This window comes from Vibrio sp. 1159 (assembly GCF_033340395.1).
Lineage (GTDB): Bacteria > Pseudomonadota > Gammaproteobacteria > Enterobacterales > Vibrionaceae > Vibrio > Vibrio alginolyticus.
Genome location: NZ_JAWOWL010000039.1, coordinates 1 through 25,564, shown reverse-complemented (window position 1 = coordinate 25,564; position 25,564 = coordinate 1). Strand labels below are relative to the sequence as shown.

At 45.5% G+C, this 25,564-nt stretch carries 19 protein-coding genes and 1 pseudogene; 8 read left to right on the top strand and 12 right to left on the bottom strand.

Going from position 1 to position 25,564, the window contains the following annotated elements:
• Window positions 1–118: 118 nt before the first annotated feature.
• Complete coding sequence (locus R7127_RS22150; protein ID WP_033907303.1) at window positions 119–2,680, top strand: penicillin-binding protein 1A; 2,562 nt, start codon at window positions 119–121, stop codon at window positions 2,678–2,680.
• Window positions 2,681–2,733: 53 nt separating this feature from the next.
• Here the strand turns inward: R7127_RS22150 and oxyR are convergent, their stop codons facing one another.
• A complete protein-coding gene (oxyR, locus tag R7127_RS22145; RefSeq protein ID WP_005381326.1) occupies window positions 2,734–3,645 on the bottom strand; it encodes a DNA-binding transcriptional regulator OxyR in 912 nt (303 codons plus the stop codon).
• A 169-nt stretch (window positions 3,646–3,814) separates the two neighbouring features.
• On the opposite strand from oxyR, the gene R7127_RS22140 reads away from it, so the two are divergent.
• The 3 genes from R7127_RS22140 to R7127_RS22130 all read left to right on the top strand — a co-directional run bounded on the left by R7127_RS22140 (window position 3,815) and on the right by R7127_RS22130 (window position 6,862).
• A complete protein-coding gene (locus R7127_RS22140) occupies window positions 3,815–4,543 on the top strand; it encodes a redoxin family protein (RefSeq protein WP_318142086.1) in 729 nt (242 codons plus the stop codon).
• Window positions 4,544–4,734: 191 nt separating this feature from the next.
• Window positions 4,735–6,207, top strand: coding sequence for a dihydrolipoyl dehydrogenase (locus tag R7127_RS22135; protein WP_053304156.1), 1,473 nt, complete (start codon window positions 4,735–4,737; stop codon window positions 6,205–6,207).
• 373 nt (window positions 6,208–6,580) lie between these two features.
• Entirely contained in the window at window positions 6,581–6,862 is a 282-nt protein-coding gene (locus R7127_RS22130; RefSeq protein ID WP_025768083.1) for a DUF3624 domain-containing protein, read from the top strand.
• A gap of 194 nt (window positions 6,863–7,056) precedes the next feature.
• Here R7127_RS22130 and argH read toward each other — a convergent pair whose 3' ends face one another.
• From argH to argC, 4 genes are all read right to left on the bottom strand, one after another.
• Window positions 7,057–8,931 (bottom strand): argininosuccinate lyase, encoded by a 1,875-nt coding sequence (gene argH, locus R7127_RS22125; RefSeq protein ID WP_053304155.1) that lies wholly within the window; start codon window positions 8,929–8,931, stop codon window positions 7,057–7,059.
• A 242-nt stretch (window positions 8,932–9,173) separates the two neighbouring features.
• Window positions 9,174–10,388 carry an argininosuccinate synthase gene (locus R7127_RS22120; protein ID WP_017821738.1) on the bottom strand — a complete coding sequence of 405 codons (1,215 nt, stop codon included), beginning with the start codon at window positions 10,386–10,388 and terminating at the stop codon, window positions 9,174–9,176.
• 84 nt (window positions 10,389–10,472) lie between these two features.
• On the bottom strand, window positions 10,473–11,264 hold the full coding sequence (argB, locus tag R7127_RS22115; RefSeq protein WP_005381333.1) for an acetylglutamate kinase: 792 nt from the start codon (window positions 11,262–11,264) through the stop codon (window positions 10,473–10,475).
• Between the two features lie 21 nt (window positions 11,265–11,285).
• Window positions 11,286–12,290 (bottom strand): N-acetyl-gamma-glutamyl-phosphate reductase, encoded by a 1,005-nt coding sequence (argC, locus tag R7127_RS22110; protein ID WP_213895670.1) that lies wholly within the window; start codon window positions 12,288–12,290, stop codon window positions 11,286–11,288.
• 144 nt (window positions 12,291–12,434) lie between these two features.
• On the opposite strand from argC, the gene argE reads away from it, so the two are divergent.
• The 3 genes from argE to R7127_RS22095 all read left to right on the top strand — a co-directional run bounded on the left by argE (window position 12,435) and on the right by R7127_RS22095 (window position 17,442).
• Complete coding sequence (gene argE, locus R7127_RS22105; RefSeq protein ID WP_005381335.1) at window positions 12,435–13,571, top strand: acetylornithine deacetylase; 1,137 nt, start codon at window positions 12,435–12,437, stop codon at window positions 13,569–13,571.
• Between the two features lie 272 nt (window positions 13,572–13,843).
• Window positions 13,844–16,477 (top strand): phosphoenolpyruvate carboxylase, encoded by a 2,634-nt coding sequence (ppc, locus tag R7127_RS22100; RefSeq protein ID WP_005381336.1) that lies wholly within the window; start codon window positions 13,844–13,846, stop codon window positions 16,475–16,477.
• A 425-nt stretch (window positions 16,478–16,902) separates the two neighbouring features.
• Window positions 16,903–17,442, top strand: coding sequence for a PadR family transcriptional regulator (locus tag R7127_RS22095; protein ID WP_005382791.1), 540 nt, complete (start codon window positions 16,903–16,905; stop codon window positions 17,440–17,442).
• 70 nt (window positions 17,443–17,512) lie between these two features.
• Here the strand turns inward: R7127_RS22095 and metF are convergent, their stop codons facing one another.
• The 3 genes from metF to R7127_RS22080 form a co-directional block, all read right to left on the bottom strand.
• A complete protein-coding gene (metF, locus tag R7127_RS22090; RefSeq protein ID WP_005381345.1) occupies window positions 17,513–18,415 on the bottom strand; it encodes a methylenetetrahydrofolate reductase in 903 nt (300 codons plus the stop codon).
• 262 nt (window positions 18,416–18,677) lie between these two features.
• Complete coding sequence (locus tag R7127_RS22085) at window positions 18,678–21,086, bottom strand: bifunctional aspartate kinase/homoserine dehydrogenase II (RefSeq protein ID WP_053304153.1); 2,409 nt, start codon at window positions 21,084–21,086, stop codon at window positions 18,678–18,680.
• A 15-nt stretch (window positions 21,087–21,101) separates the two neighbouring features.
• Entirely contained in the window at window positions 21,102–22,262 is a 1,161-nt protein-coding gene (locus R7127_RS22080) for an O-succinylhomoserine (thiol)-lyase (protein WP_005382793.1), read from the bottom strand.
• Between the two features lie 225 nt (window positions 22,263–22,487).
• On the opposite strand from R7127_RS22080, the gene metJ reads away from it, so the two are divergent.
• On the top strand, window positions 22,488–22,808 hold the full coding sequence (metJ, locus tag R7127_RS22075) for a met regulon transcriptional regulator MetJ (protein ID WP_005381353.1): 321 nt from the start codon (window positions 22,488–22,490) through the stop codon (window positions 22,806–22,808).
• A gap of 111 nt (window positions 22,809–22,919) precedes the next feature.
• Here metJ and R7127_RS22070 read toward each other — a convergent pair whose 3' ends face one another.
• The 4 genes and pseudogenes from R7127_RS22070 to R7127_RS22055 all read right to left on the bottom strand — a co-directional run.
• A complete protein-coding gene (locus R7127_RS22070) occupies window positions 22,920–24,197 on the bottom strand; it encodes a malic enzyme-like NAD(P)-binding protein (protein WP_005381358.1) in 1,278 nt (425 codons plus the stop codon).
• 206 nt (window positions 24,198–24,403) lie between these two features.
• Window positions 24,404–24,880 carry a bacterioferritin gene (gene bfr / locus R7127_RS22065; protein ID WP_005381359.1) on the bottom strand — a complete coding sequence of 159 codons (477 nt, stop codon included), beginning with the start codon at window positions 24,878–24,880 and terminating at the stop codon, window positions 24,404–24,406.
• Window positions 24,881–24,973: 93 nt separating this feature from the next.
• Window positions 24,974–25,162, bottom strand: coding sequence for a (2Fe-2S)-binding protein (locus R7127_RS22060; protein WP_005381360.1), 189 nt, complete (start codon window positions 25,160–25,162; stop codon window positions 24,974–24,976).
• Between the two features lie 331 nt (window positions 25,163–25,493).
• Window positions 25,494–25,564, bottom strand: a pseudogene (locus R7127_RS22055) (elongation factor Tu); the annotation flags it as partial.

Sequence of the window (25,564 nt, the reverse complement as noted above, 5' to 3'; positions counted from 1 at the left end):
CGTGCAAAGGTTGTTATTAGCATCCAAATAAGAGTTAATATCTCTTATGTGCTAAATTTTTGACCTAAGAGTACAAGGGTTTGCCGTTACACAGCCTCAACCAATCAGGGATTCTCCGGTGAAGTTCATAAAGCGTTTATTATTTTTAACATTGATTTGCATAATTCTTGGAGTCACCACAATATTTGGCTTCTATCAGTACGTGAAGCCTGAATTGCCAGATGTTGCAACTCTAAAAGACGTTGAATTACAAACACCTATGAAGGTGTTTAGTCAAGACGGGAAGCTGATCGCACAGTTCGGTGAAAAGCGTCGTATTCCTGTTACTTATGACGAAATTCCTCAAGACTTAATTCACGCGCTCATCGCAACCGAAGATAGTCGTTTCTATGAGCATCCTGGTATCGACCCTATCGGCATCACTCGTGCAGCGGTTGTTGTTGCGGTTTCAGGCTCGGCTAAACAGGGTGCAAGTACGATTACGCAACAGCTAGCTCGTAACTTCTTCTTATCTAATGAGAAGAAGATCATGCGTAAGATTAAAGAGATTTTTATTGCTATCCATATTGAGCAGCTTTTAAGTAAGCAAGAAATCATGGAGCTTTATGTCAATAAAATCTTCCTTGGTTACCGCTCATATGGCTTTGGTGCTGCCGCTCAAGTGTATTTTGGCAAGAGCCTTGATGAATTGACGTTAAGTGAGATTGCAACACTCGCTGGTATGCCAAAAGCGCCATCAACCATGAACCCAATTTACTCTCTTGAGCGCGCAACAAAACGCCGTAACGTTGTATTAATGCGAATGCTTGATGAGAAATACATTACACAAGAGCAGTATGACGAAGCACGCAATGAGCCTATTGTGGCGCGTTATCATAGCGCTGAGATTGAGCTTTCCGCACCTTACGTAGCAGAGTTGGCTCGTGCATGGGCAGTAAAAGAATACGGTGAAGAGGAAGCTTATACCTCTGGCTTGAATATCTACATGACTGTGGATTCTAAACTGCAAGATGCTGCAAATACGTCTGCGGTAAATAACCTCTTGTCATACGATGAACGTCATGGCTACCGTGGTGCAGAAAGTGTGCTTTGGAAAGAAGGGGAAGCGACCTGGGACAATGAGCAAATAGAAAAGCACCTGAAGAAACAGCCAACTTATGGTGACCTTTACCCTGCGGTTGTGACGAAAGTCGATGATAAGACGGCACAAGTATGGGTTAAGAACCATGAAGAGCAAACCATCCCTTGGACTGGAATGCACTGGGCGCGTAAGTACATTACTGATAACCGCCAAGGCTCAACACCAAAGTCAGCGCATGATGTGCTAGCGACAGGTCAACAAGTTTGGGTTCGCGAAGTAAGTGAAACCGATGAAGATGACAACACAACACTGAGCTGGAAACTGAGCCAAGTGCCGACAGCAAACACCGCGTTTGTTGCGATGAACCCAGAAAATGGCGCGATATTGTCGCTGGTTGGTGGTTTCAACTTTGTTCACAGCAAGTTTAACCGTGCAACCATGTCAGTGCGTCAGGTTGGTTCAAGTATCAAGCCTTTCATCTACTCGGCAGCAATTGACAAAGGGCTGACTCTAGCGACTTTGATTAACGATGCGCCAATTAACAAGTGGGATGCAGGTTCTGGTTCAGCTTGGCGACCAAAAAACTCACCACCAACTTATGGTGGCCCAACGCGTCTTCGCCTCGGCTTAGCTCAATCAAAAAACGTCATGGCAGTGCGTACACTCCGTGAAGTTGGCCTCGAGGAGACACGTCAGTACCTTACTCGTTTCGGTTTTGATATTAACCAAGTACCGCGTTCAGAGACCATCGCACTCGGAGCTGGCAGCTTAACACCAATGAAAGTGGCACAAGGTTACTCTGTGTTTGCGAACGGTGGTTATTACGTTGAACCATTCTATGTAGAACGCGTGGAAGATGCATTCGGTGAAGTACTGTTTAAAGCCAATCCAAAGAGTGTTTGTCATAAGGATTGTCCGCAAATGAGCGAGCAGCCAGAAAATCGCTACGCTGATGAATTTGGCGAACAAGACGTCGCAATTGATGGCCTTGCAACAGACAATGCCCTTGAAAATGATGAACCTCAATATGCACCACAAGTTATCTCTGAACAGAATGCATTCTTAATGCGTGAGATGATGTACAGCAACATTTGGGGTGGCGGTAACTGGCGTGAAGGCACAGGTTGGAATGGTACAGGCTGGCGCGCGCAAAAACTTGGTCGTCGTGATATCGGGGGTAAAACGGGTACAACGAATGATTCCAAGGATGCTTGGTACAATGGCTATGGACCTGGTGTCGTTGCCATAGCTTGGGTTGGCTTTGATGATCACTCACGTGCACTTGGCCGCACCACCGTTAACAGCAACCTAGGGCAAGGCCAAATTTCTGGTGCCGAGTCGGGTGCGAAAACCGCAGAGCCTGCTTGGATTGACTTCATGCGTGTTGCGCTAGAAGGGACGCCGGAGCAAGGTAAAAATATTCCAGAGGATATTATTCGAGTTCGTATTGATCGCAACAGCGGTATGCTAACGCACAAAGTAGATAGCACATCAATGTTCGAATACTTTGAAAAAGGCACGGAGCCTACCGAATACGCTGGCGACCGTTTAGAAGATAGTATTTATTCTTCAGGCTCTGGCGCAGAAGAACTGTTCTAAATAACAAAAGCACAAGGGAGAGCATCAAGCTCTCCCTTTTTTATTTCTGCTTTTTATGCTGCAGCATTCAATGATGGATAAGAAGCCAAAACCTCTTTAATCTTCGCTGCTAAAGCTTCAAACCTAGCTCGTAATGGTGAGCCCGGACGGTATACGAGAACGATATTACGCGAGGGGGTTGGGTTAACAGCTGGTACGTAGCATACGCCATCTTTTTGCTTCTCATTAGGGATAGAAAGCTGAGGCAATAACGTAATCCCCGCACCGGCAGCAACCATGTTGCGTAACGTCTCCAAGCTGGTGGCTTTAAAACGCTCATCGTCTTTTGCACCAGCGGCAAAACAAAAACCTAACGCTTGATCTCGCAGACAGTGGCCGTCTCCCAACGCTAAAACGGTTTTACCATTCAGCTCCAACATATCAACATGGTCGAGAGAGGCCCACTCATGGTCACATGGCACTGCGACACTTAATGGCTCTTGATACACTTCGATCTCTTTAAATGGCGCAGTTTCATCAACCGAAGCTAAAACTAAGCAATCTAGTTTGCCTTCTTCCAATTGACGCACTAATTGATGTGTTTGAGCTTCGTGAAGAAATAGCTCCAGCTCAGGAAATGCTTCTTTTATCTGCGGCAGAATTTTGGGTAGTAGATAAGGCCCAACCGTCGGGATGAAACCAATATGCATCGGTCCAGTCATGGCTCCGCTTTGACCGCTTGCCATATCTCTGAAGGTTTTCACTTCACTTAAGATGCGTTTAGCCTGCTCCACCAGCTGTAACCCTGAATCGGTAAACAAAACACGTCGGCTGCTTCGCTCTAAAAGCGTGGTCCCGAGTTCATCCTCTAGTTTACGAATTTGCCCACTCAATGTTGGCTGGCTAACAAAACATGCCTCTGCCGCTTTGCGAAAGTGCTTATGTTCCGCAAGTGCAACTAAGTACTCAAAATCTCGAATATTCATAATTCACGCTTCGCTTCTTTAACAATAGCTAATACCTATCAAAACCATAACACCAAACGATTAGAGCTATCAAAGGATTTTTACAATAATGGGCTCAACAAAACGAAACAGAGCGACGAAAAACGCTAAGCTCTATACGCATAATTTAAAATAGTTAAAGGAAATCATTATGTTTGTATCTAAAGAAGGTCAACAAGTCCCTCAAGTTACTTTTCCAGTTCGTCAAGGTGACTCTTGGGTGAATGTAACGACCGATGAGCTATTTAAAGGTAAGACCGTTATCGTATTTAGCTTACCGGGTGCATTTACTCCAACATGTTCATCAAGCCATCTACCTCGTTACAACGAATTGTTCCCTGTATTTAAAGAGCACGGAGTGGATGAGATTATTTGTGTCTCGGTCAATGATACGTTCGTGATGAATGCATGGAAACAAGACCAAGAAGCAGAAAACATTACCTTCATCCCGGATGGTAATGGTGAATTCACCGATGGCATGGGTATGTTAGTGGATAAAAACGACATCGGCTTTGGCAAACGTTCATGGCGTTACAGCATGCTAGTAAAAGATGGCATAGTGGAAAAAATGTTCATTGAGCCAAACGAACCAGGCGACCCATTCAAGGTGTCAGACGCAGATACGATGCTGAACTACATAGCGCCTGACTACAAAACGCAAGAATCCATCACGGTGTTCACTAAACCAGGCTGCCCTTTCTGTATGAAAGCGAAACAAAATCTGATTGACCACGGTCTTCAATATGAAGAAGTGATTCTGGGTAAAGACGCAACAACAGTTAGTCTACGAGCTATATCTGGTCGCACGACTGTTCCACAAGTCTTTATCGGTGGCAAGCATATAGGCGGTAGCGAAGAGCTAGAAGCGTATCTAGGCTAAGCTGTCCATAGCCTACACCCTCGGTCTCCGGTGCCTTTTGGCTCGGAGGCCAACCCTAAACCACTTCTTCTACTAGTCTAGATAAGTAGTCATCTGCCAATAAGGTGACTACTTATCCAGATTCAACTATCCAATTCACTCTCCAAGCTCAATGTAGCTAGCTTGGCTTAAAACAAAAGCGAGAGTTCACGATGAAACAAGTTAATGTCGACGTAGCGATTATTGGTGGCGGTACGGCTGGTCTTGGTGCTTATCGAGCAGCAAAAGCTCATACCAACAGCGTGGTAATGATTGAGGGCGGTCCCTACGGAACAACCTGTGCTCGTGTCGGATGCATGCCGTCTAAGCTGTTAATTGCGGCAGCAGAAAGTGTTCATCAAATCGAAAAAGCACCTGGATTTGGGATACACCCGCAAGGTGAAGTACGAATTAACGGACGAGAAGTTATGGATCGTGTAAAGCGCGAACGCGATCGTTTTGTTGGCTTTGTGCTTGAAAGTGTCGATGATATTCCCGCTGAAGACAAACTATCGGGCTACGCGAAGTTTGCCGATGACCACACTCTCATCATAGATGATCATACTCAGGTCACCGCACAGCGCATTGTTATTGCGACAGGATCTCGTCCAGCATATCCGGCAGCTTGGAATGAACTGGGTGATCGCCTAGTGATTAACGATGATGTATTTGACTGGGATGACTTACCAGAGTCCGTGGCAGTATTTGGCCCAGGAGTCATCGGCCTTGAATTGGGTCAGGCTTTACACCGCCTAGGAGTGAACGTGAAGCTCTTTGGCCTTGGAGGACAAGTGGGCCCACTGACAGACCCAGAGGTGATGGCGTATGCAGATAAAGCCTTTAAGGAAGAGTTCTACCTTGATGCAGATGTAAAAGTCGAAAGCATGAAACGCATTGCTTCGTCAGACAATGACGGCGAAGACAAGGTCGAAATCCAATTCATCAACCATGATGGCGAATTAGAAACTTTCGTTGTCGATTACGTATTGGCCGCAACGGGTCGTCGTCCAAACGTCGATAAGCTGGCGATCGAGAACACCAATGTGGCTCTCGATGAACGTGGCGTACCAACGGCGGATCACTATACATTGCAAACTTCGGTAGAGAGCATCTTCATCGCAGGTGATGCAAGTAACCAAATTCCACTGCTGCACGAAGCCGCTGACCAAGGCCGTATTGCTGGAGACAACGCAGGCCGTTTCCCAGATATTCGTGCGGGTCTGCGTCGCTCACCAATTTCAGCCGTGTTCTCCGACCCTCAAATTGCTATGGTTGGCGAAACATATAAACAACTAGAAACACGTCTAGGCACATGTGGATGTTTCGCAACCGGTGAAGTCTCGTTTGAAAATCAAGGACGTTCGCGCGTCATGCTTCGTAATAAAGGTATTCTGCATGTCTACGGAGAGCAAGGCACTGGACGTTTTTTAGGTGCAGAAATGATGGGCCCGAATGCAGAGCATCTTGCGCACCTTTTAGCGTGGGCGCACCAAAATAGGATGACGATTTCTGAGATGTTAGATATGCCCTTCTATCACCCAGTGATTGAAGAAGGCGTCCGCACCGCTCTACGTGATTTGAATGCAAAACTACACTTAGGGCCAGAAATGGTGAAACATTGTCTTGACTGCGGCCCAGGCTGCTAACGCTTTCAGGCTTCTATCTAAATATAAAGCAAAGCCTCGTCATCAACGAGGCTTTGCTTTACTACTTCGGCGCAATGAAATCTCTCTTACGCTGCCATCATTGCATAGCGACTGACCATACAAATCGCGACAACACCGATCATAAAGAACCCACCAGCGATACTTAGCGCAAGTTTCAACTCTGTCGACATCATTATATTTCCTGTTAAAGACTGACAGCGCACCATACATCAATTACGTGCCACAAAGCTTTTACAAAGCTAACTTTCCATTTTTGGTTGTGTCATGGCGCTCTAAGTCCGGTACAAGAAACACTTTCCACCATATAGTTAGATATATAATCTGAAGCAACACTAATGGTTTGGAAAACACTATGACTTGTCGCCGCTGCGAGGAACATTGGTTTTGGAAAAAACTTGGACGTTGCCAACGATGCTTGGATCAATTGACGGTACTTTCTGTACTGTGTTGGATTGTGTGGTGGTTTACGCTCAAAGATGATCCACAAAGCATCGAGTCGATCGCTTTGATCTTTGCCGGCTTCGCTTTCAACGTTTTGTTGTTTCTACACTTATGGATGCGTTTTGTCATCTTGCCTTGGCAACGTCGAAAGGGACAAAAAAAGGCGAATAAAAAAGAGAAAAGTGACAGATAGAAAAAAGCCCCAAAACCAATGTCAGTTCTGGGGCTCTCTTAGATTCTTCTAAGAAAAAGCAGTGGTACTTTAATAGACCGGGCTTCCTCTCAAAGGTTCCAAATTTTTTCGATTTTTTTAGCGAATACTGATGTAAGTAAACAGGAAAATGACTATGTCATTGAATGCTAATAAAATCACTCCACAACTTCAGTTCATGCCACATGCGTTTTTTGGATCACTTGCTCCATTAAATTGATCTCAAGCGCTACCTCATCACATGCATGTTGACGTGGGCACTGATCGCAATCTTTCAGAACTTTCTCCGGCAGTAATGACTTCGATGTCGGTAAAAAGCTTTGCTTCATAAAGAACTCAGGCGTTCGCGTTAGAACAAAGACTTTCTTGATCGCCATCTGGCGCGCTTTCTCAACCAAATAGTTCACAATCGCACTGCCCTGCCCTTGGCCTTGCCAGCCCGCTTCGATACCAAGAGAGCGTATTTCAGCCAACCCTGAGTCATACACATATAGAGAAGCACAACCCGTCACTTCACCATGATGCTCAGCCACCGCGAAAGAGCCAATATCTCTCACGAGCTCATTACGAGAGCGCGGAAGATTCTCACCAAGGTTCGCCCAGTAAGCAACCATACCTTCCAACGTTTCAATGTCCGTCAAACGTGCAGGACGCACTTTCACCGCCGAGCTGTCACGCTGGCTCAGGCGCTTATCCGCTTGTTCTACCGCGTAAGCGACCTGATGAGGCGAAACACCACCCAAAGCACAACGCTTTTCCAAACACGAATCGATAGTCAGAATGTCATACACATCCGCTTCAATGACTTCTGAGAAGGCTTTTAACTCTTCGATAGACAGCTCTTCTAGCGCACAACCTTTAGCAATAGCACCAACGACCGCGACACCGACGATGTGGTGAGCTTCACGGAATGGGATGCCTTTCGCCACTAGGTAATCAGCTAACTCCGTCGAGTTTGCGTAACCTTGTTTCGCCGCTTCTAGTGTGCGCTCGCCATTCACTTTAATACCGTCAAAACACAGAGCTGCCATTTCCATGCAGTCGTTCCATGTATCTAAAGCGTCAAACAACCCTTCTTTATCTTCCTGCATGTCTTTGTTGTACGCCAATGGCAAGGCTTTAACTGTCATCATCATGCTCGATAATGCGCCATAGACACGCCCTGTCTTACCACGGATCAACTCAAGTGCATCTGGGTTTTTCTTCTGTGGCATTAATGACGAACCAGATGTCACCGTATCCGCTAACTCAATGAAGTTTGACTCGCCTGAATTGTAGAAGATCATATCTTCTGCAAGACGAGAAAGGTGAAGCATAGAAATCGACGCCACCGACATCAGTTCCATCACATGATCACGATCTGAAACCGAATCGAGTGAATTACGCGTAGCACGGTGGAAACCGAGATTATGTGCTAATTGTTCGCGATCAATCGGATAAGCCGTTCCCGCTAACGCACCCGAGCCAAGTGGACAAGTGTCGAGACGCTGTAAGGCATCATTCAGACGAGAGTAGTCACGCTCGAACATTTCAACATAAGCCAAGCACCAGTGAGCAAAAGTTACAGGTTGAGCACGCTGAAGGTGAGTATAGCCTGGCAATACGGTGCCTTGGTGCTGTTTAGCAACATGGACCATTTGTGCTTGTAGGCGATCTAAAGCAATCAATAATTGCTGACCTTGCTGACGACACCAAAGTTTCAAGTCTGTGGCGACTTGGTCATTCCGAGAACGCCCAGTGTGGAGTTTTTTACCTAAATCTCCCACTTTACTGATTAGCTGCTGTTCAACCCAAGAGTGGATATCTTCTGCATCAGAGCGAAGAATTTGGTGAGGGTCTTCCATCACTTCTAACTTCAGCTCATTTAAAGCAAGTTCCAGTTTTTTCTGTTCTTCTGCCGATAGCACATCAACAGAAAGCAGAGCTTTAGACCATGCGATTGAACCTACGATGTCTTGCTCAGCCAATCGGTAGTCAAAACGCAACGAATCATTGAACTCTTTAAATCTGGTGTCTGCCGCTTGGGTAAATCTTCCGCCCCATAATGCCATTGCGTCTCTCCTGATGACTATTGCTTACTCTAACGTTCTCGAATGAGTAGTAACCAATTTGATGGTCATTTGCTCACTTTTTCTTATGGGTCAACGTTACGGCAATTTCGATAAAAAATAAAGTATAAATTCAATATTTTTACATATATATTCAAAACAACTTTAGATACCCGCTTTTAGAAACCAAAAGACCCGCCTATAAATGGCGGGTCTTTATTCAATCCAAGATGGATGTTAAGGGATTATTTCTTCTGGCTGTTCAATGCACGAATACGGCTTGATAGCGAGTAAAGACGGATGAACCCACCTGCATGGCTTTGGTCGTAAACTTCATCTTCACCAAAAGTCGCGAACTCTTCTGAATACAAGCTGTTGTCAGAACGTTTTTGCGTCACTGTCGCTTGACCTTTGTAGAGCTTAACAACCACTTCACCGTTAACGTCTTGCGCTAGCTCTTCTGAAGCGGCAAGGATCGATTTACATAGTGGCGTAAACCAACGGCCATCGTATACAAGGTGAGACGCTTTTAGACCTAGCTCCTCACGGAATTCGAATGATGATTTGTCTAGCACAAGCTGCTCTACAGCACGCAGCGCTTCCATCATGATGGTGCCTCCCGGTGTTTCATAACAACCACGAGACTTCATTCCAACAAGACGGTTTTCCACGATATCGATACGGCCAACACCGTGCTTAGCGCCCTTCTCATTTAGGTAAACCAGTGCGTTGTATGGTGTCATCGCTTCACCATCAACTTCGACCACTTCACCTTTTTCTACTTTCAGCGTGACGTATTCCGCTTCATTTGGCGCTTGCTCTGGGTCGACAGTCCACACCCAGCAGTCTTCGTTTGGTGCGTTCCACGTATCTTCTAAAACGCCGCCTTCCGTCGAAATGTGCCATGCGTTTGCATCACGCGAATAGATCTTAGTAAGAGACGCAGAGCAAGGAATATTACGCTCAGCTAGGTAATCCAAACACTCTTCACGGCTCACTAGGTCCCACTCACGCCAAGGTGCAATCACTTGTAAGTCCGGTGCTAGTGCTGCGAATGCGCCTTCAAAACGTACTTGGTCGTTACCTTTACCTGTACAGCCATGACACAGAGCGTCCGCGCCCACTTTACGTGCCACTTCAACCTGCGCTTTGGCAATGATTGGACGCGCCATTGATGTACCTAGCAGGTACTTACCTTCGTAGTACGCGCCGGTTTTTAGCGTTGGGTAAATGTAGTCTGCGACCATTTCTTCTTTCAAGTCAGCGATGTAGCACTCAGAAGCACCAGAGGCTTTTGCTTTCGCTTCAATGCCTTCTAGCTCTTCGGCACCTTGACCAACATCGGCAACGAAAGCCACTACTTCACAGTCGTAGTTCTCTTTTAGCCACGGGATAATTACTGAAGTATCTAGACCGCCTGAGTATGCGACTACCACTTTATTTACGTTCACTTTGCTCATGTTTTTTCTCCAAACTTAACTGGCGCTGCGCTCGGCGGTCAGTGCCAACTACGACTTCCTAATATTGAATTCTTTTGCTGATGCTTATTGAGGCAAGAATTGAGTACCAATACTTTCACCAGCGAATAACTGTGCTAATTTTTCTGGGTAACGCCAGGTCGCGACTTCAATTGGACGGCCAAGATCATTGGCGGCCTCCAAAGCGGCTTTAACTTTGACGATCATGCCATCGGTGATCACATGTCCATCGATCAACGAGTTAGCTTGCTGCTCTGACAGGGTTTTGATCAAATGGCCTTTTCCATCTAATACACCACTCACGTCTGATAACAGGACTAACTCCGCATCTAATGCGCCCGCAACCGCGACTGCTGCTTGATCAGCATTCACATTCATCATCTGGCCATCTTTGGTTAAACCAATTGAACTGATGATCGGCAGTGCACCTGTGTTTAGCACCGCTTGTAATAGTGCTGAGTCACCCGGTGATGCTTTGCCTACCGCGCCGAGTTCTGGGTCAAGTTCTTCAACAAGACACAAACCACCATCCGCAAGGCTAAGACCCACAGCGTTAAGACCGTCCGCAATCGCTTGACCTTGAAGTAACTTATTCGCAGTGCCTGCAAGCGCGCCTGCAATCACAGGAATTTGATCGTAAGGCGTTACGCGTAAACCGTTTTTCTTTACGGTTTCAAGCTGAAGCTTTGCCATCAACTCATCAACTAGGTAGCCACCGCCATGAACGATGGCGATTTGTCGCTGTGCCGATTTTTGGTAAGCCGCAATGGCACCAAACAGTTGGCTTAAGGTTTGAGTGCATGATAGAGCTGCACCACCTAGCTTAATGACTAAAGGAGCTTGATTGGTTTGCGTCATCGCATTTCCCTCTTTCAACGACTACAGCAACGCTGTCAGTTCTGGGTAACCGTAATGAATATTGAGACATTGCATCGCTTGACTCGATGCACCTTTAAGTAGGTTGTCGATAGCTGAAATCACAATGATGTGTTCGCCTTGTACCTTCCAGCCGATATCGCAGAAAGGGGTATTTTCGACATCCTGAATACGTGGAATACCGTCGCCTTTAAGACGCACCGCAGGCTTGCCTTGATAAGCTTGTTCAAACGCCTGTGCCACTTGTGCTTCTGTCACACCTTGCGCAAGCTTCATGGTGATAGTGACAAGAATGCCGCGTTTAAAGTTGCCGAGGTGCGGAGTAAAAATCACATCGCAACCCAAGTGCTGAGCAATCTCTGGCTGGTGACGATGGTTAAATACACCATAAGGTTGCAAGCTCACTTCACAGAAGCTGTTAACCATGGAGGCTTTACGCCCTGCACCTGATACACCACTGGTTGCGTTGATCACTGGCCATTGGTTGGTATCGAGCAACGCATGTTCTAATAAAGGTTTGATTGCAAGCTGTGAAGCGGTTGGGTAACAACCTGCCACCGCAATCAAAGGAGTAGTTTTAATCTGCTCTTGGTTCCACTCTGCTAAGCCGTATGCTGCTTTATCTAGCCAGTTGTTATGTTGATGTGCGAAGCCATAAAAAGTGTCGTAAAAGCCTTCACTTTTCACACGGAATGCACCCGATAAATCGAATACCTGACAGCCTGTCTCCAAGAAAGTTGGGGCTAAATCATGGCTGACTTCGTGAGCCGTTGCCAAAAACACCACGTCCGATTCTTGAGCGATTTGCAGTGGATCCGTTAGTGGTAAAACTGGCATATCAATGATGCCCGCTAGCTTACCGTGTAGCTGCGCGATGCTCTTTCCCGCATCAACACTGTTGGCGGAAACGTATAAACCTGATAGCGTGAGTTGTGGGTGTTTATTAACCATTAACGCTAACTCTGCGCCGGTGTAACCGCTGGCTCCAATAATCGTGGTTTTTAGCATTGTGTGACATCCATATACTTAAAGGCTCAAATGACTATTCATATTTAATTTTTGCTTTATTTTGATTTTTTATTCATTAAATATGATTTAATATGTGTTTTACATTTTTGTGGTCTGTCTGTCAACAGGAGATTTGAAGAATCCATGCAATTACCAACTTTTCTAGAGGTCTATGAAGGACTCATCAGCACCTCTTCTATCAGCTCCACGGATCCGAGCTGGGATCAGGGCAATGCAAAAGTCATCGAAAAACTCGCATCTTGGTTTAAAGATCTGGGTTTTAGCGTTGAAGTGATCGAAGTCGAGCCAGGCAAGCACAATATGATCGCACGTATGGGTGAGGGTGAAGGTGGCCTTTTACTTGCTGGCCATAGTGATACCGTGCCATTCGATCAAGGGCGATGGAATTTCGATCCGCATAAACTGACGGAAAAAGACAACCGCTTCTACGGTTTAGGCACAGCAGACATGAAAGGCTTTTTCGCCTTTATTTATGAAGCAGTGAAGAAAGTCGATTGGAGCAAGCAGAGCAAACCACTCTACGTATTAGCCACTTGTGACGAAGAGACCACCATGTTGGGCGCGCGACATTTCACAGCAAACGCCCCATTTAAGCCGGATTACTGCATCATTGGTGAACCCACCAGCCTTGTACCAATTCGAGGTCATAAAGGGCATGTGGCAAATGCCATTCGCGTAACAGGCAAGTCCGGTCACTCATCGGACCCAGCGCTTGGCGTTAACGCTATTGAGATCATGCATGAAGTCATGTTCGCCATGATGCAACTGCGTGACAAATTGATTAAAGAATATCACCATCCGGGTTTTGCCATTCCAAGCCCAACCCTAAATCTTGGACACATTCATGGTGGTGACAGCGCTAACCGTATTTGTGGTTGCTGTGAGCTGCATTACGACGTGCGTCCTCTTCCCGGCATTAGCCTTGATGGTTTAGAGAACATGTTGCGCGGAGCATTAAAAGAAGTCGAAGCGAAATGGCCTGGGAGACTGGAGATTATTCCATTGCATGAGCCTATTCCGGGTTACGAATGCCAACATGACCACCCATTTATCGGTGGTGTTGAAGAGATCTGCCAAACCAGTTCAGAAACCGTGAACTACTGTACTGAGGCACCATTTCTACAGCAGTTGTGTCCAACCTTGGTGCTCGGCCCTGGGTCAATCGACCAAGCCCATCAACCGGATGAGTTTCTATCCTTCGACTTTATCGACCCCACAATTGATGTGCTTTCAAAGGCGATGGTCAAGTACTGCTGTTAATACGCGTTTAAGCTCGAAAGTCTGTGCAGCTCGATTGAGCTGCATCTTTTTATCTTCACAATTTAGCGCTAGTCTTAACACTTATTTAACTTGTTATTTTGTAATTAATTTTCACTTCTTACTCTATGGCTGCCGTAAATTTGCTCTAAATCAGGAGACAGCGGAATAATTGCAAACTTAGTCTGCTTTATTTGACTATAACTGGTGCTTTTCGCTAGATTGGAGTCTTAACAAGGACAATGGATGTAGTTTTTTTACGAGGCAGGACGACAATGAACGAGAAATACGCCGCACTCAAAAGTAATGTGCGCATGTTAGGCCACTTATTGGGTAACACCATTCGCGATGCCCATGGCGAAGAAATCTTCGAGAAAGTGGAAACCATTCGTAAATTATCCAAATCAGCTCAAGCAGGGAATCAAGCAGACAGGGACAGCTTGATCGAAGAAATCAAACATCTACCTGATGAGCAGCTAACGCCCGTTACTCGCGCGTTTAACCAATTTCTAAACCTCACCAATATCGCTGAGCAATACCACACGATTTCACGCCATTGTGAAGAGCACATTTGCGAACCAGACGCGATTAACTCGCTGTTTTCTAAACTGGTACAAAACGATGTGAGCAAACTGGACACTGCCCAAGCGGTTCGTGATCTGAATATTGAATTGGTATTGACGGCTCACCCAACAGAAATTACGCGCCGCACGATGATCAACAAACTGGTCAAGATAAACGAGTGCTTATCAAAGTTGGAGCTAAGCGATCTTTCTTCTAAAGAGCGCAGAAAAACCGAACGCCGCCTAGAGCAACTGATTGCCCAAGGCTGGCATTCAGACGTGATTCGACAACAACGCCCTACTCCGTTGGATGAAGCAAAGTGGGGCTTTGCGGTCGTTGAAAACTCTCTATGGGAAGCAGTACCGGACTTCCTACGTGAGATGAATGACCGTCTAAAATCTTACCTTGGAGAAGGTTTACCCATTGATGCTCGCCCAGTGCACTTCTCCTCTTGGATGGGCGGTGACCGTGACGGTAACCCGTTTGTTACTCACAACGTTACGCGTGAAGTCTTACTATTGTCTCGTTGGAAAGCCGCCGATCTTTATCTCAATGACATCAACGAGTTGATCAGCGAGCTGTCTATGACAGTTTCAAACGATCAAGTCCGTGAACTTGCTGGCGAAGATCAGCACGAACCATACCGTGCGATCCTGAAGCAATTACGCACTCTGCTCAATGAAACCAAAGATATTCTCGATGCTAAGATCCACGGTCAAAAACTGGCCGTTAAAGCACCACTGCAAAAAGTCGAGCAACTTTGGGAACCGTTGTATGCCTGCTACCAGTCACTAAACGAATGTGGCATGGGTGTAATAGCCAACGGCTCACTACTGGATACACTACGCCGCGTAAAAGCATTTGGTATCCATCTTGTACGTCTTGATATCCGCCAGGAGAGCACGCGTCACTCAGACGTCTTGTCTGAACTGACTCGCTACTTAGGTATTGGTGATTACGAACAATGGAGTGAGCAAGATAAGATTGCTTTTCTAACTAACGAGCTGGCATCTAAACGTCCGCTTCTCCCTCGTGATTGGGAACCGTCTGAACCCGTCAAAGAGGTTTTGGATACCTGCAAGATTGTTGCAGCACAACCGCGTGAAGCGTTTGGCGCTTACGTTATTTCAATGGCACGTACCGCCTCTGACGTACTAGCCGTTCATCTACTGCTACAAGAAGCTGGTTGCCCTTACCGCATGGATGTGTGTCCTCTGTTCGAAACGCTAGACGATTTGAACAACGCGGAATCGGTCATCAAGCAGCTTATGGGGATTGACCTTTACCGTGGTTTTATCCAAAACCACCAGATGGTCATGATTGGTTACTCTGACTCAGCGAAAGATGCAGGTGTTATGTCTGCAGGTTGGGCTCAGTATCATGCGATGGAATCGTTAGTTAAAGTGGCTGAAGAAGAAGGCGTTGAGCTAACTCTATTCCATGGTCGTGGGGGCACAGTCGGTCGCGGTGGCGCACCTGCGCATGCTGCGCTTTTGTCGCAACCACCAAAAAGCTTGAAAGGCGGTTTACGTGTAACAGAGCAAGGCGAGATGATCCGCTTTAAACTGGGTCTCCCAGATGTCGCAGTAAACAGCTTTAACCTATACGCAAGTGCGATTCTGGAAGCCAACTTGTTACCGCCACCGGAGCCAAAACAAGAATGGCGCGACTTGATGGAAGTGCTATCAGAAGTAAGCTGTGAGTCTTACCGAAATGTGGTTCGTGGCGAGCCAGATTTCGTGCCTTACTTCCGCCAAGCAACACCAGAACTCGAACTCGGTAAGTTGCCACTTGGTTCTCGTCCTGCAAAACGCAACCCTAAGGGCGGAGTAGAAAGCTTACGTGCAATCCCGTGGATCTTCTCATGGAGTCAAAACCGTTTGGTACTTCCTGCATGGCTAGGCGCAGGTGAAGCGATTCAATACTCGATCGATAAAGGCCACCAAGCATTGCTCGAAGAGATGTGCCGCGAATGGCCGTTTTTCTCTACTCGTCTCGGCATGCTAGAGATGGTGTACTCGAAGTGTAATATTGATATCTCTCGCTACTACGATGAGCGATTGGTGGATGAGTCGCTCCGTCCACTCGGTGAAAAACTTCGTGCTCAGCTTCAAGAAGACATCAAAGCGGTACTGAATGTAGAGAACAATGAAAACTTGATGCAGCATGACCCTTGGGGACTCGAGTCGATTCGCTTACGCAATATCTACGTTGAGCCATTGAATATGCTACAGGCAGAGCTACTATACCGCACGCGTCAAACCGAAGAAGCTTCTGCAAACTTGGAAGAAGCGTTGATGGTGACGATTGCTGGTATTGCTGCTGGTATGCGCAACACAGGCTAATCGTTTCATTTTTAATAAAAAGCTGGGCAAATGCTCAGCTTTTTTTTATCACAGGATAATCGCACCAAAACAAAGGCAGTTAAATACACCACTATAGACCCAAAAAATACCAAAATAAAAGAATAAAAAACCACAAGTTAACACTATTGATTATTATGTTAGTTTTTTAGGGTAATTTTGTCCTACTATTCCACTTCATGCTTATTATTTATATACTACTTGCCTGCTGAGAGCTCATAAATCCAATCATACCTGCTCCAGCCTTGATGGGACTCCCCATCTCTCTAGGTGATAAACGGCTTTAAGGTGACAGGACCAACATTGTTGGTGCTACTTATACATTAAAAAACTCAAGTGCCAGTAAGAGCGCAGCTGAAAGTATAAGTAGCTTGTTTACAAGTTTATTGACCATTTGGATTGAAGACATGTCATTACCACACGTAATCTTAACTGTTCTTAGCACTCGCGACGCAACCGGTTACGATATCACTAAAGAATTCTCTGCTAGCATCGGTTACTTCTGGAAAGCAAGCCACCAACAGGTGTACCGTGAACTCAACAAAATGGCTGAGAAAGAACTGGTTACTTGCGTATTAGAACCCCAAGAAGGCAAACCAGACCGCAAGGTTTACTCCATTACAGACGCTGGTCGCAGCGCTTTAGGAGAGTGGTTTGATCAACCAACTGCACACCCAACAGTTCGTGATGAGTTTTCAGCGAAATTGATGGCATGTGCCGTTCAACCAGCGGCTCCATTCCGTGACCAACTCGCCGAGCTAGTTGAAGAGTCTCGCAAACTGGTTTCTCACTACAAAGAAATTGAAGCGGCTTACTACGCAACGCCGTCAACTTTAGATAAACAAGCTCGCCTAGAACGTCTAACGCTTCGCCGTAACCTACTGTTACGTGAAACTTGGATCACTTGGGCAGAAGAAGTTCTAACTGAACTTGAAGTGATTGGTTAAACTCCTTTTGCTTTGATAAAACGAAAAAGGCTTGCCACTTGGCAAGCCTTTTATCTTTTTGAAACTAGGTTTACGCACCGACTACTGCGCGAGGACGAACACCCAACGTATGGCATAACGCGTAAGTCATCTCTGCACGGTTTAGTGTGTAGAAGTGAAAATCCTTAACCCCTTCACGACTCAGTACACGCACCATATCAATAGCTTGGCTAGCTCCTACAAGCTGGCGAGTCACCGGATCATCATCCAAGCCATCGAATTGTTTGCTCATCCATCCTGGTACTTTCACATTGTTCTGTGCCGCAAAGCGAGACGCTTGCTTAAAGTTCGATACAGGCAAAATTCCTGGCACAATTTCTACGTCAATTCCTGCCGCTACACAACGGTCACGGAATCGCAGGTAAGACTCAACGTCAAAAAAGAACTGAGTAATAGCACGGTTTGCACCTGCATCTACCTTACGTTTTAGGTTCAATAAGTCAGACTGTGCGCTTTTAGCTTCAGGGTGAACCTCAGGGAATGCTGCAACGGAGATATCGAAATCGTGGCGTGATTTCAGCAGCTCAACCAAATCCGAGGCATACATATCAGGCGCACCGCCACCTGGAGGAATATCACCACGCAGAGCGACGATATTTTCAATACCATTGTTCCAATAATCATCGGCAATATTAATCAACTCTTCACGAGTCGCATCAATACAAGTGAGATGGGGAGCGGCAACCAATCCGGTTGTGGCTTTAATTTCTTTAATGATGGAGTGTGTTCTGTCACGCTCGCCGGAGTTCGCACCGTAAGTCACAGAAACAAATTTAGGTTGAAGCGTTTTAAGACGGTGCACTGAATTCCAAAGTGTTTCTTCCATCTTAGCGCTGCTTGGCGGAAAAAACTCAAACGATACATTGATGTTATCTGATAACTCAGCAATATTCTGGTTCAAGGCGTCGATATGGCCTGCGTGCGTATATCCCATCTTACTCTCCCTGCGGCACTCCGCCACGAAAACAAATCCTTAAAATCGACGTTTAGACGTCTATATGTCTACAGAATGTATTGAATACGATTTAATGTCAACCTTGTAATTATGAATTTTTCTCAAGTTAATAATGAAGATAGTTCAAGTTTCTACTTGAGCATCATCTCGCCATTTTGCACGGGTTATGACTTCAGTATGGCACTGATAGGGGAATAAAAAACCCTGGATTAATTCCAGGGTTTTTAGGTCAATCGCAACTTTAAAATAAACCAGCCAATCGGTTGAGGTCGGATTGAATAGCGCCGGCTGTCACTTCTCTGCCTGCGCCTGGTCCTCGAATGACCAGAGGGTTATCTTTGTACCACTTGCTCTCTATGGCAAAAATGTTATCGCATGGCAATAAGTTGGCGAGCGCGTGCTCACGAGATAACGCTTCGACTCCCACCGTTGCTTTACCATTTTTTTCTAAACGCGCCACATAGCGAAGGACTTGATCGTTTCTCTGTGCTTTTGTCAGACGCTCTTGAAGTATTTCACTCAACAACGCTCCATTATCGAAGAAATCATCTAAGCTCAGTTCTCTTAATTCTTCTGGCACCAAAGACTCAACTTTAACGCTGTCTGGTTCTATATCTAGGCCCGACTCTCGAGCCAAGATGACTAACTTGCGCATTACATCGGAGCCATCTAAATCAGAACGAGGATCAGGTTCGGTTAAACCTTGCTGCCAAGCAAGATCGACTAAATCATTAAATGGCACAGAACCATCAAACTGTTGGAACAGCCATGATAGCGTCCCCGAGAAAATACCCGATAGAGCGACGATTTCATCCCCACTTTCACGAAGATCTCGCACGGTATGGTTTATCGGTAACCCAGCACCAACCGTTGCGTTGTATAGCCAATGACGACCAATTTTAGCGAATGCATCTTGAACCTGATGGTAGTACTGACTATCTGCGGAACCGGCCACTTTGTTAGCGGAAATCAAATGAATGCCTTGCTGTGCGATTTCTACGTAGCGCTGAGCTAACTCTTTACTCGCGGTAACATCAAGCACGACGGCTTCATCATAGCTTTTAAGCGCTCCCAAACGTGCCAGCCAATCCCCATTGTTGGCTATGCTTTCATCATCAAATCGTTCAGCAACACTCGCCGCCTCAATACCTTGCTCATCGAACCAATAGGTTTGGCTATCCACAACCGCGACAAGATCAAAGCTCATACCATGACGTTTTTCGAGCTCACTTTTTTGCGTCGCAAATAAATTTAACCAACTAGAACCAATATTACCCTTGCCACATAAAGCCACTGCCACGCGTTTTTGCGCTTGGAACAACTGGCTATGAATCGTTTGAACCAACGTCTCGGTATCAGTACGGCGCAAAACAGCGACTAGGCTCAGCCCTGAGTCTGTTTCAGAGATAAATTCTACCGGAGAGTGCTTTAGCTTCTGATAAAAGCCAAAGCAATGATTGGCGTTTTTCGTAACGCCTGCACCTACCGCAGCTAAGAGCGAGTAACCTTCTTTTAGCTTAATTTCTGCCTCTACCGCAAGCTCTTGCAAGTGTTTCAATGCACCACCGGCGATTTCTGCGGTGTAAGCCAAGCGTAGCGTGTGCTGATCGGATTGAGCTTCAAATGCCAGTGGCTCTAATTGCGCGCGCTGCAACGCTTGTAATACATCACTCTGTGTTTTTTCGAAGTCGTGCCCATGCATGAAAGACAATTGCACCAATAAAACATCATCCAGTGAAGTAATAATTTTAGCGCCACGACCAGATGCCAATACACGCTCAATACGAGTAGAACCCGACTCTGGCAGATAGCTACACTTGAGATTAAGGTCCATGGTACTTTGCGCCACAGGCTGAAGCGTACGACTGTGTAGCACTGGGGCAGCTAAGCGAGCAAGTTCACTGGCTTCATCCAATCGAAGTAACGGTAATAAACAAGCGTCAGACACCAAACGTGGATCGGCACTATAGACACCAGCAACATCACTCCAAATCGTGACAGTACTGACTTCAGCAAGCGCGCCTATGACCGTTGCAGAATAGTCAGAGCCGTTACGACCAAGTAGAATGGTTTCTCCTGCCTCGTTCTGAGCCATAAATCCAGTAATTACCACACGTTTATGGTTATGCTGCGCGAGGATCTCTTTAATTAAAGGGTATGAACGAGCGCGATCAACCTCTGGTTGAGTTCCCGCTTCTGCACGTAAAAACGCTCGTGCATCTTGTGCAACCGCAGGGATAGAACGTTGAGATAATAACGCGGCCAATAGGCGAGCAGACCATACTTCTCCGTGTCCCAGTACCGCAGATTTTTGCGCATTAGTGAGTGGTGCAGTCAGCTCCGAGAGAGTACTGAACTCATCATGTAATAAAGCTAACAGCTCTTCTTTTGCTTCACTCTCCAACAAGCTTTCTATTAGCTCAGTTTGAAACTGTCTTAAGCTTTGAAGCGCTTCATGCGCAATTCGGCCATCTTTATTTAACCCTTCCAAAAACTCAATCAAGCGGTTAGTGGTTTTTCCTGCAGCAGAGACGACCACCAGATCATTTTCTGTCGAATACTCCTTGAGAATACCCACAACGCGTAAGTAGCATTCTGGGTTTGCTAAGCTACTGCCACCAAACTTATGCAGCTGACGTTGTACAGTCATTGTTATCGTCTCCTATTACTGGGTAGCTTTAGCGAACGCTTGTTCTAAATCTGTGATGAGGTCTTGTGCATCTTCCAAACCGACAGACAAACGCAATAGTTGATGAGAGACCCCAGCCTCCGCCAGCGCCTCCTCACCCATTGCACGGTGCGTCATGGATGCTGGGTGGCAAATCAAACTTTCTACACCACCTAATGACTCTGCTAATGAAAACAGTTGGAGCTCTTTCACAAACACCTTTAACTGTTCAAACGAACCAGCAAACTCAAAACTCAACATAGAGCCAAAGCCCGTTTGCTGCTTTTTAGCGATGTCATGACCTGGATGTTCCGGCAGGCTTGGATGATAGATAGTTTTAACTAACGCTTGTTTCTGTAGGTAAGCCAGTACCTGCTGTGAGCTCTCTTCATGTACTCTCATACGAGCAGCAAGCGTACGAATACCTCGCAGTGTCATGTAACTATCGAAAGGTGTGCCCGTTGCACCAATACAATTACCCCACCATGCAAGCTCTTCTGCATGCGCTTCTGTGTTGGTGATGATTACTCCACCAATTACGTCCGAATGACCGTTGATGTACTTTGTTGTGGAGTGGATAACAAAATCCGCACCTAGCTCTAAAGGTTTTTGGTACACGGGTGTCAAAAAGGTATTGTCCACCGCAACTAACGCGCCGATTTGTTTCGCTTTTTCACAAGTAGCTGCAATATCCACTACGCGAACCAGAGGGTTTGACGGAGTTTCTAGCAAAATGAGTTTTGGTTTTTGTGCCAATGCAGCATCTAAAGCCTGTTCGTCTGATTGATCGACAAACTGAACCTTAAAATCGCCTTTGTTAGCTCGGGTATTAAAAAGACGATAGGTACCACCATAACAATCGTGAGGAGCAATAATGAGATCATCTGGGCCGAGAAAAGCGGAAACCCATAAATTTAATGCCGACGTACCGCAATTAGTAACAACCGCTCCTTTTCCAGACTCGAGTTCAGATAGCGCACTTTCCAACAGTCCGCGGTTTGGATTACCAGATCGTGTGTAATCATACTTGGGCACTTCACCAAAAGCAGGAAAACCATAGTTAGTGGAAAGATAAATAGGTGGAACGACAGCATGATATTGGCTGTCTGATTCAATACCAGTGCGTACTGCAATGGTCGCAGGTTTGCGAGTGCTCATGGGTGTATCCTTTCACGGGTAATGACTTCTAAATAGGAATGCGCTATATCTAATGTGTAACATAAAGTGATCAACACGCTTCCTTTGCTGTTATGTTCACTTTACTCGTCAAAAAATGAGACGTCAACACTTCTAGACGTCTATATGTCTTTGCTTATGGCGGTAAATGCAGCTAAAATCAGCACCTAAATTATTTTTAACCGATTACATAAATGAAGGTGTGCAATGGCTGACTGGAATGGCGAATACATTAGCCCATATGCAGAGCACGGCAAAAAAAGCGAACAAGTAAAAAAAATTACCGTCTCTATCCCGCTAAAAGTTTTAAAGGTGCTAACTGATGAGCGTACTCGCCGTCAGATCAATAACTTACGCCATGCAACCAATAGCGAATTGCTATGCGAGGCATTTTTGCACGCGTACACAGGTCAGCCACTTCCGACAGATGAAGACCTTCGTAAAGACCGTCCTGATGATATTCCAACAGAAGTAAAAGCGCTGATGACGGAAATGGGCATCGAATTTGAGTCATTCGACGAAGAATAAAAAAGCCTGATAAGAGGTTTCAGGTAATAACTCTTGCCTCGAGCCAAATGAATGACATAAAAATGGGACGCAATAGCGTCCCATTTTTGTGTATCACATCTGAAAGATATATTACTCTGCCATGTAGTTTTCAGGCATCTCGATACGAGCTACACCTGAATTAACCGCCGCCTGAGCAACCGCTTTTGCAACACGTGGTAGCAAACGTGAATCCATTGGTTTTGGAATAATATAGTCCGCACCAAACTCTAGCTTATCAACACCTGCAGCCTTCAATACGGCTTCAGGTACAGGCTCTTTTGCTAGCTCACGAATCGCCTCAACGGCTGCAAGTTTCATTTCATCATTGATTTCACTTGCACGCACATCAAGAGCACCGCGGAAAATGAATGGGAAACACAATACGTTGTTAACTTGGTTAGGATAATCACTACGGCCAGTGCCCATGATCAAGTCATCACGAACTGCGTGAGCAAGTTCCGGCTTGATTTCAGGATCCGGGTTAGAACATGCGAATACGATTGGCTTATCTGCCATCAACTTCAACGCTTCCGCTGGCAATAGGTTTGGACCAGATACACCTAGGAACAGATCTGCACCTTCAATCACGTCTTCTAGTGTGCGCTTATCTGTATTGTTCGCAAATAGCTGCTTATATTCATTAAGATCATCACGACGAGTGTGAATCACACCTTTGCGATCTAGCATGTAGATTTTTTCGCGCATTGCGCCGCATTTGATCAGAAGCTCCATACACGCTACAGCGGCAGCGCCAGCGCCAAGACAAACAATTGTTGAATCTTCAAGTTTCTTACCTTGAAGTTCGATTGCATTCAGCATACCCGCTGCCGTTACAATAGCAGTACCATGTTGATCATCGTGGAATACTGGTACATCACAACGTTCAATCAGACGCTTTTCAATCTCAAAACAGTCTGGTGCTTTAATATCTTCAAGGTTAATACCGCCAAAAGTGTCTGCAATGCTCGCAACAGTATCAACAAATTCATCGATCGTGCGGTGCTTAACTTCAATATCAATAGAGTCAAGACCTGCAAAACGCTTAAACAGTAACGCTTTACCTTCCATCACTGGCTTAGATGCAAGTGGACCTAGGTTACCTAGACCTAGAATAGCGGTACCGTTAGAAATAACAGCAACCATGTTCCCTTTTGCAGTGTACTTGTACACGTTATCCGGGTTTTGTGCGATTTCACGCACTGGCTCTGCAACTCCTGGGCTGTATGCAAGGGCAAGATCACCCGCCGTTTCCGCAGGCTTTGTCAGTTCGACAGCAATCTTTCCTGGAGTTGGATAAGCATGGTAATCCAATGCTTTTTGGCGATGTTCTTCTTCTGGAGTGGCTGCTTGGTGGTTGTCTTCAGACATGGACGTTTCTCTTTTTTATTTTTAGGTAAGGGGGCATAAATTCTATCGGATAGAAATCAAACTTCATAGGCAAGATTGCGAGCAATATCCTTAAAAAGCCGATAATAAAAGAGATTAGACCAGATAACGGGGTTAAGCACCCGATTTTCGAGTCAGGTGCTCTTTCTTATTACTATTATTGGAGTATGCAAACTTAGATAGTATCGTTACTCTTCGTCCACGTATTGCGCTTGGAGATAATTCTCAATACCAGACATTTCAATCAAGCCAAGTTGCGTCTCTAGCCAATCAACATGTTCTTCTTCATCTTCAAGAATGTCTTGGAATAAATCTCGAGACACATAATCTCGAATATCTTCAGCGTAAGCAATCGCATCTTTTAAATCTGGAATAGCCGCCATTTCAAGCTTTAAGTCACACTCGAGCATTTCCTTGGTATCTTCACCAATCATCAACTTACCTAAATCTTGTAGGTTCGGTAAGCCTTCAAGGAACAAAATACGCTCAATTAGATGATCGGCATGTTTCATCTCATCGATAGATTCGTGATATTCCTTGTCTGCTAGGTGCTTTAAGCCCCAGTCTTTATACATTCGGGCATGAAGAAAATACTGATTAATAGCGACGAGCTCGTTACCGAGCACTTTATTGAGATGTTGAATGATGATTGGATCGCCTTTCATGACAAAACCCTCCTCTTTGGCTTCATTTAAATGTAGAAGCAAATGAGAAGGTGTCAAAATGTAAGGCAAATAATTACTGCATACTTACAGCAATTAGCTGGCTTGTTTAAATTCCGTGTAACTAGTTTCCGCTAAAATTTCCTTGGCCTGTCTGATGCACTTACCACATTGGCTGCCCAATGCCGTGCACTTTTTGATTCCTTTAATATCTGTTACGCCTTCATCTATCGCCAACTTCCTGATTTTTTTGTCGGAGACACCATGACAAAGACAAACGTACATACTCAAAAAACCTATAAAACTAATCTGTGACAAACAATATAAACAAGAATAGTTCTTGTTACCAGTCGCATTATGGTGTCCGCTCAGAATATTTGGTTATAACGATTTTACCGCTGCAGGAAAAGATCAAAGGGTTAAGAGGGGTGAGTAAAAGCGTTAAGAAATAAAGTCGGTAAAACTCTGTTTTTAAATCGAAAAAGTGACGTCTTTTATTTCAACACTTATAACTAAATGTAATCTAGAAATGAAAAAGGGAAGCCTAAGCTTCCCTTTTCGATGCGCTTTCTTCAAAAAGAAGAACAGTGCAAGATTTCGTTTAATTCGTTATGAATTAGTCGAAGATCTTAGCAACAACACCAGCACCTACTGTACGGCCACCTTCACGGATCGCGAAACGTAGAC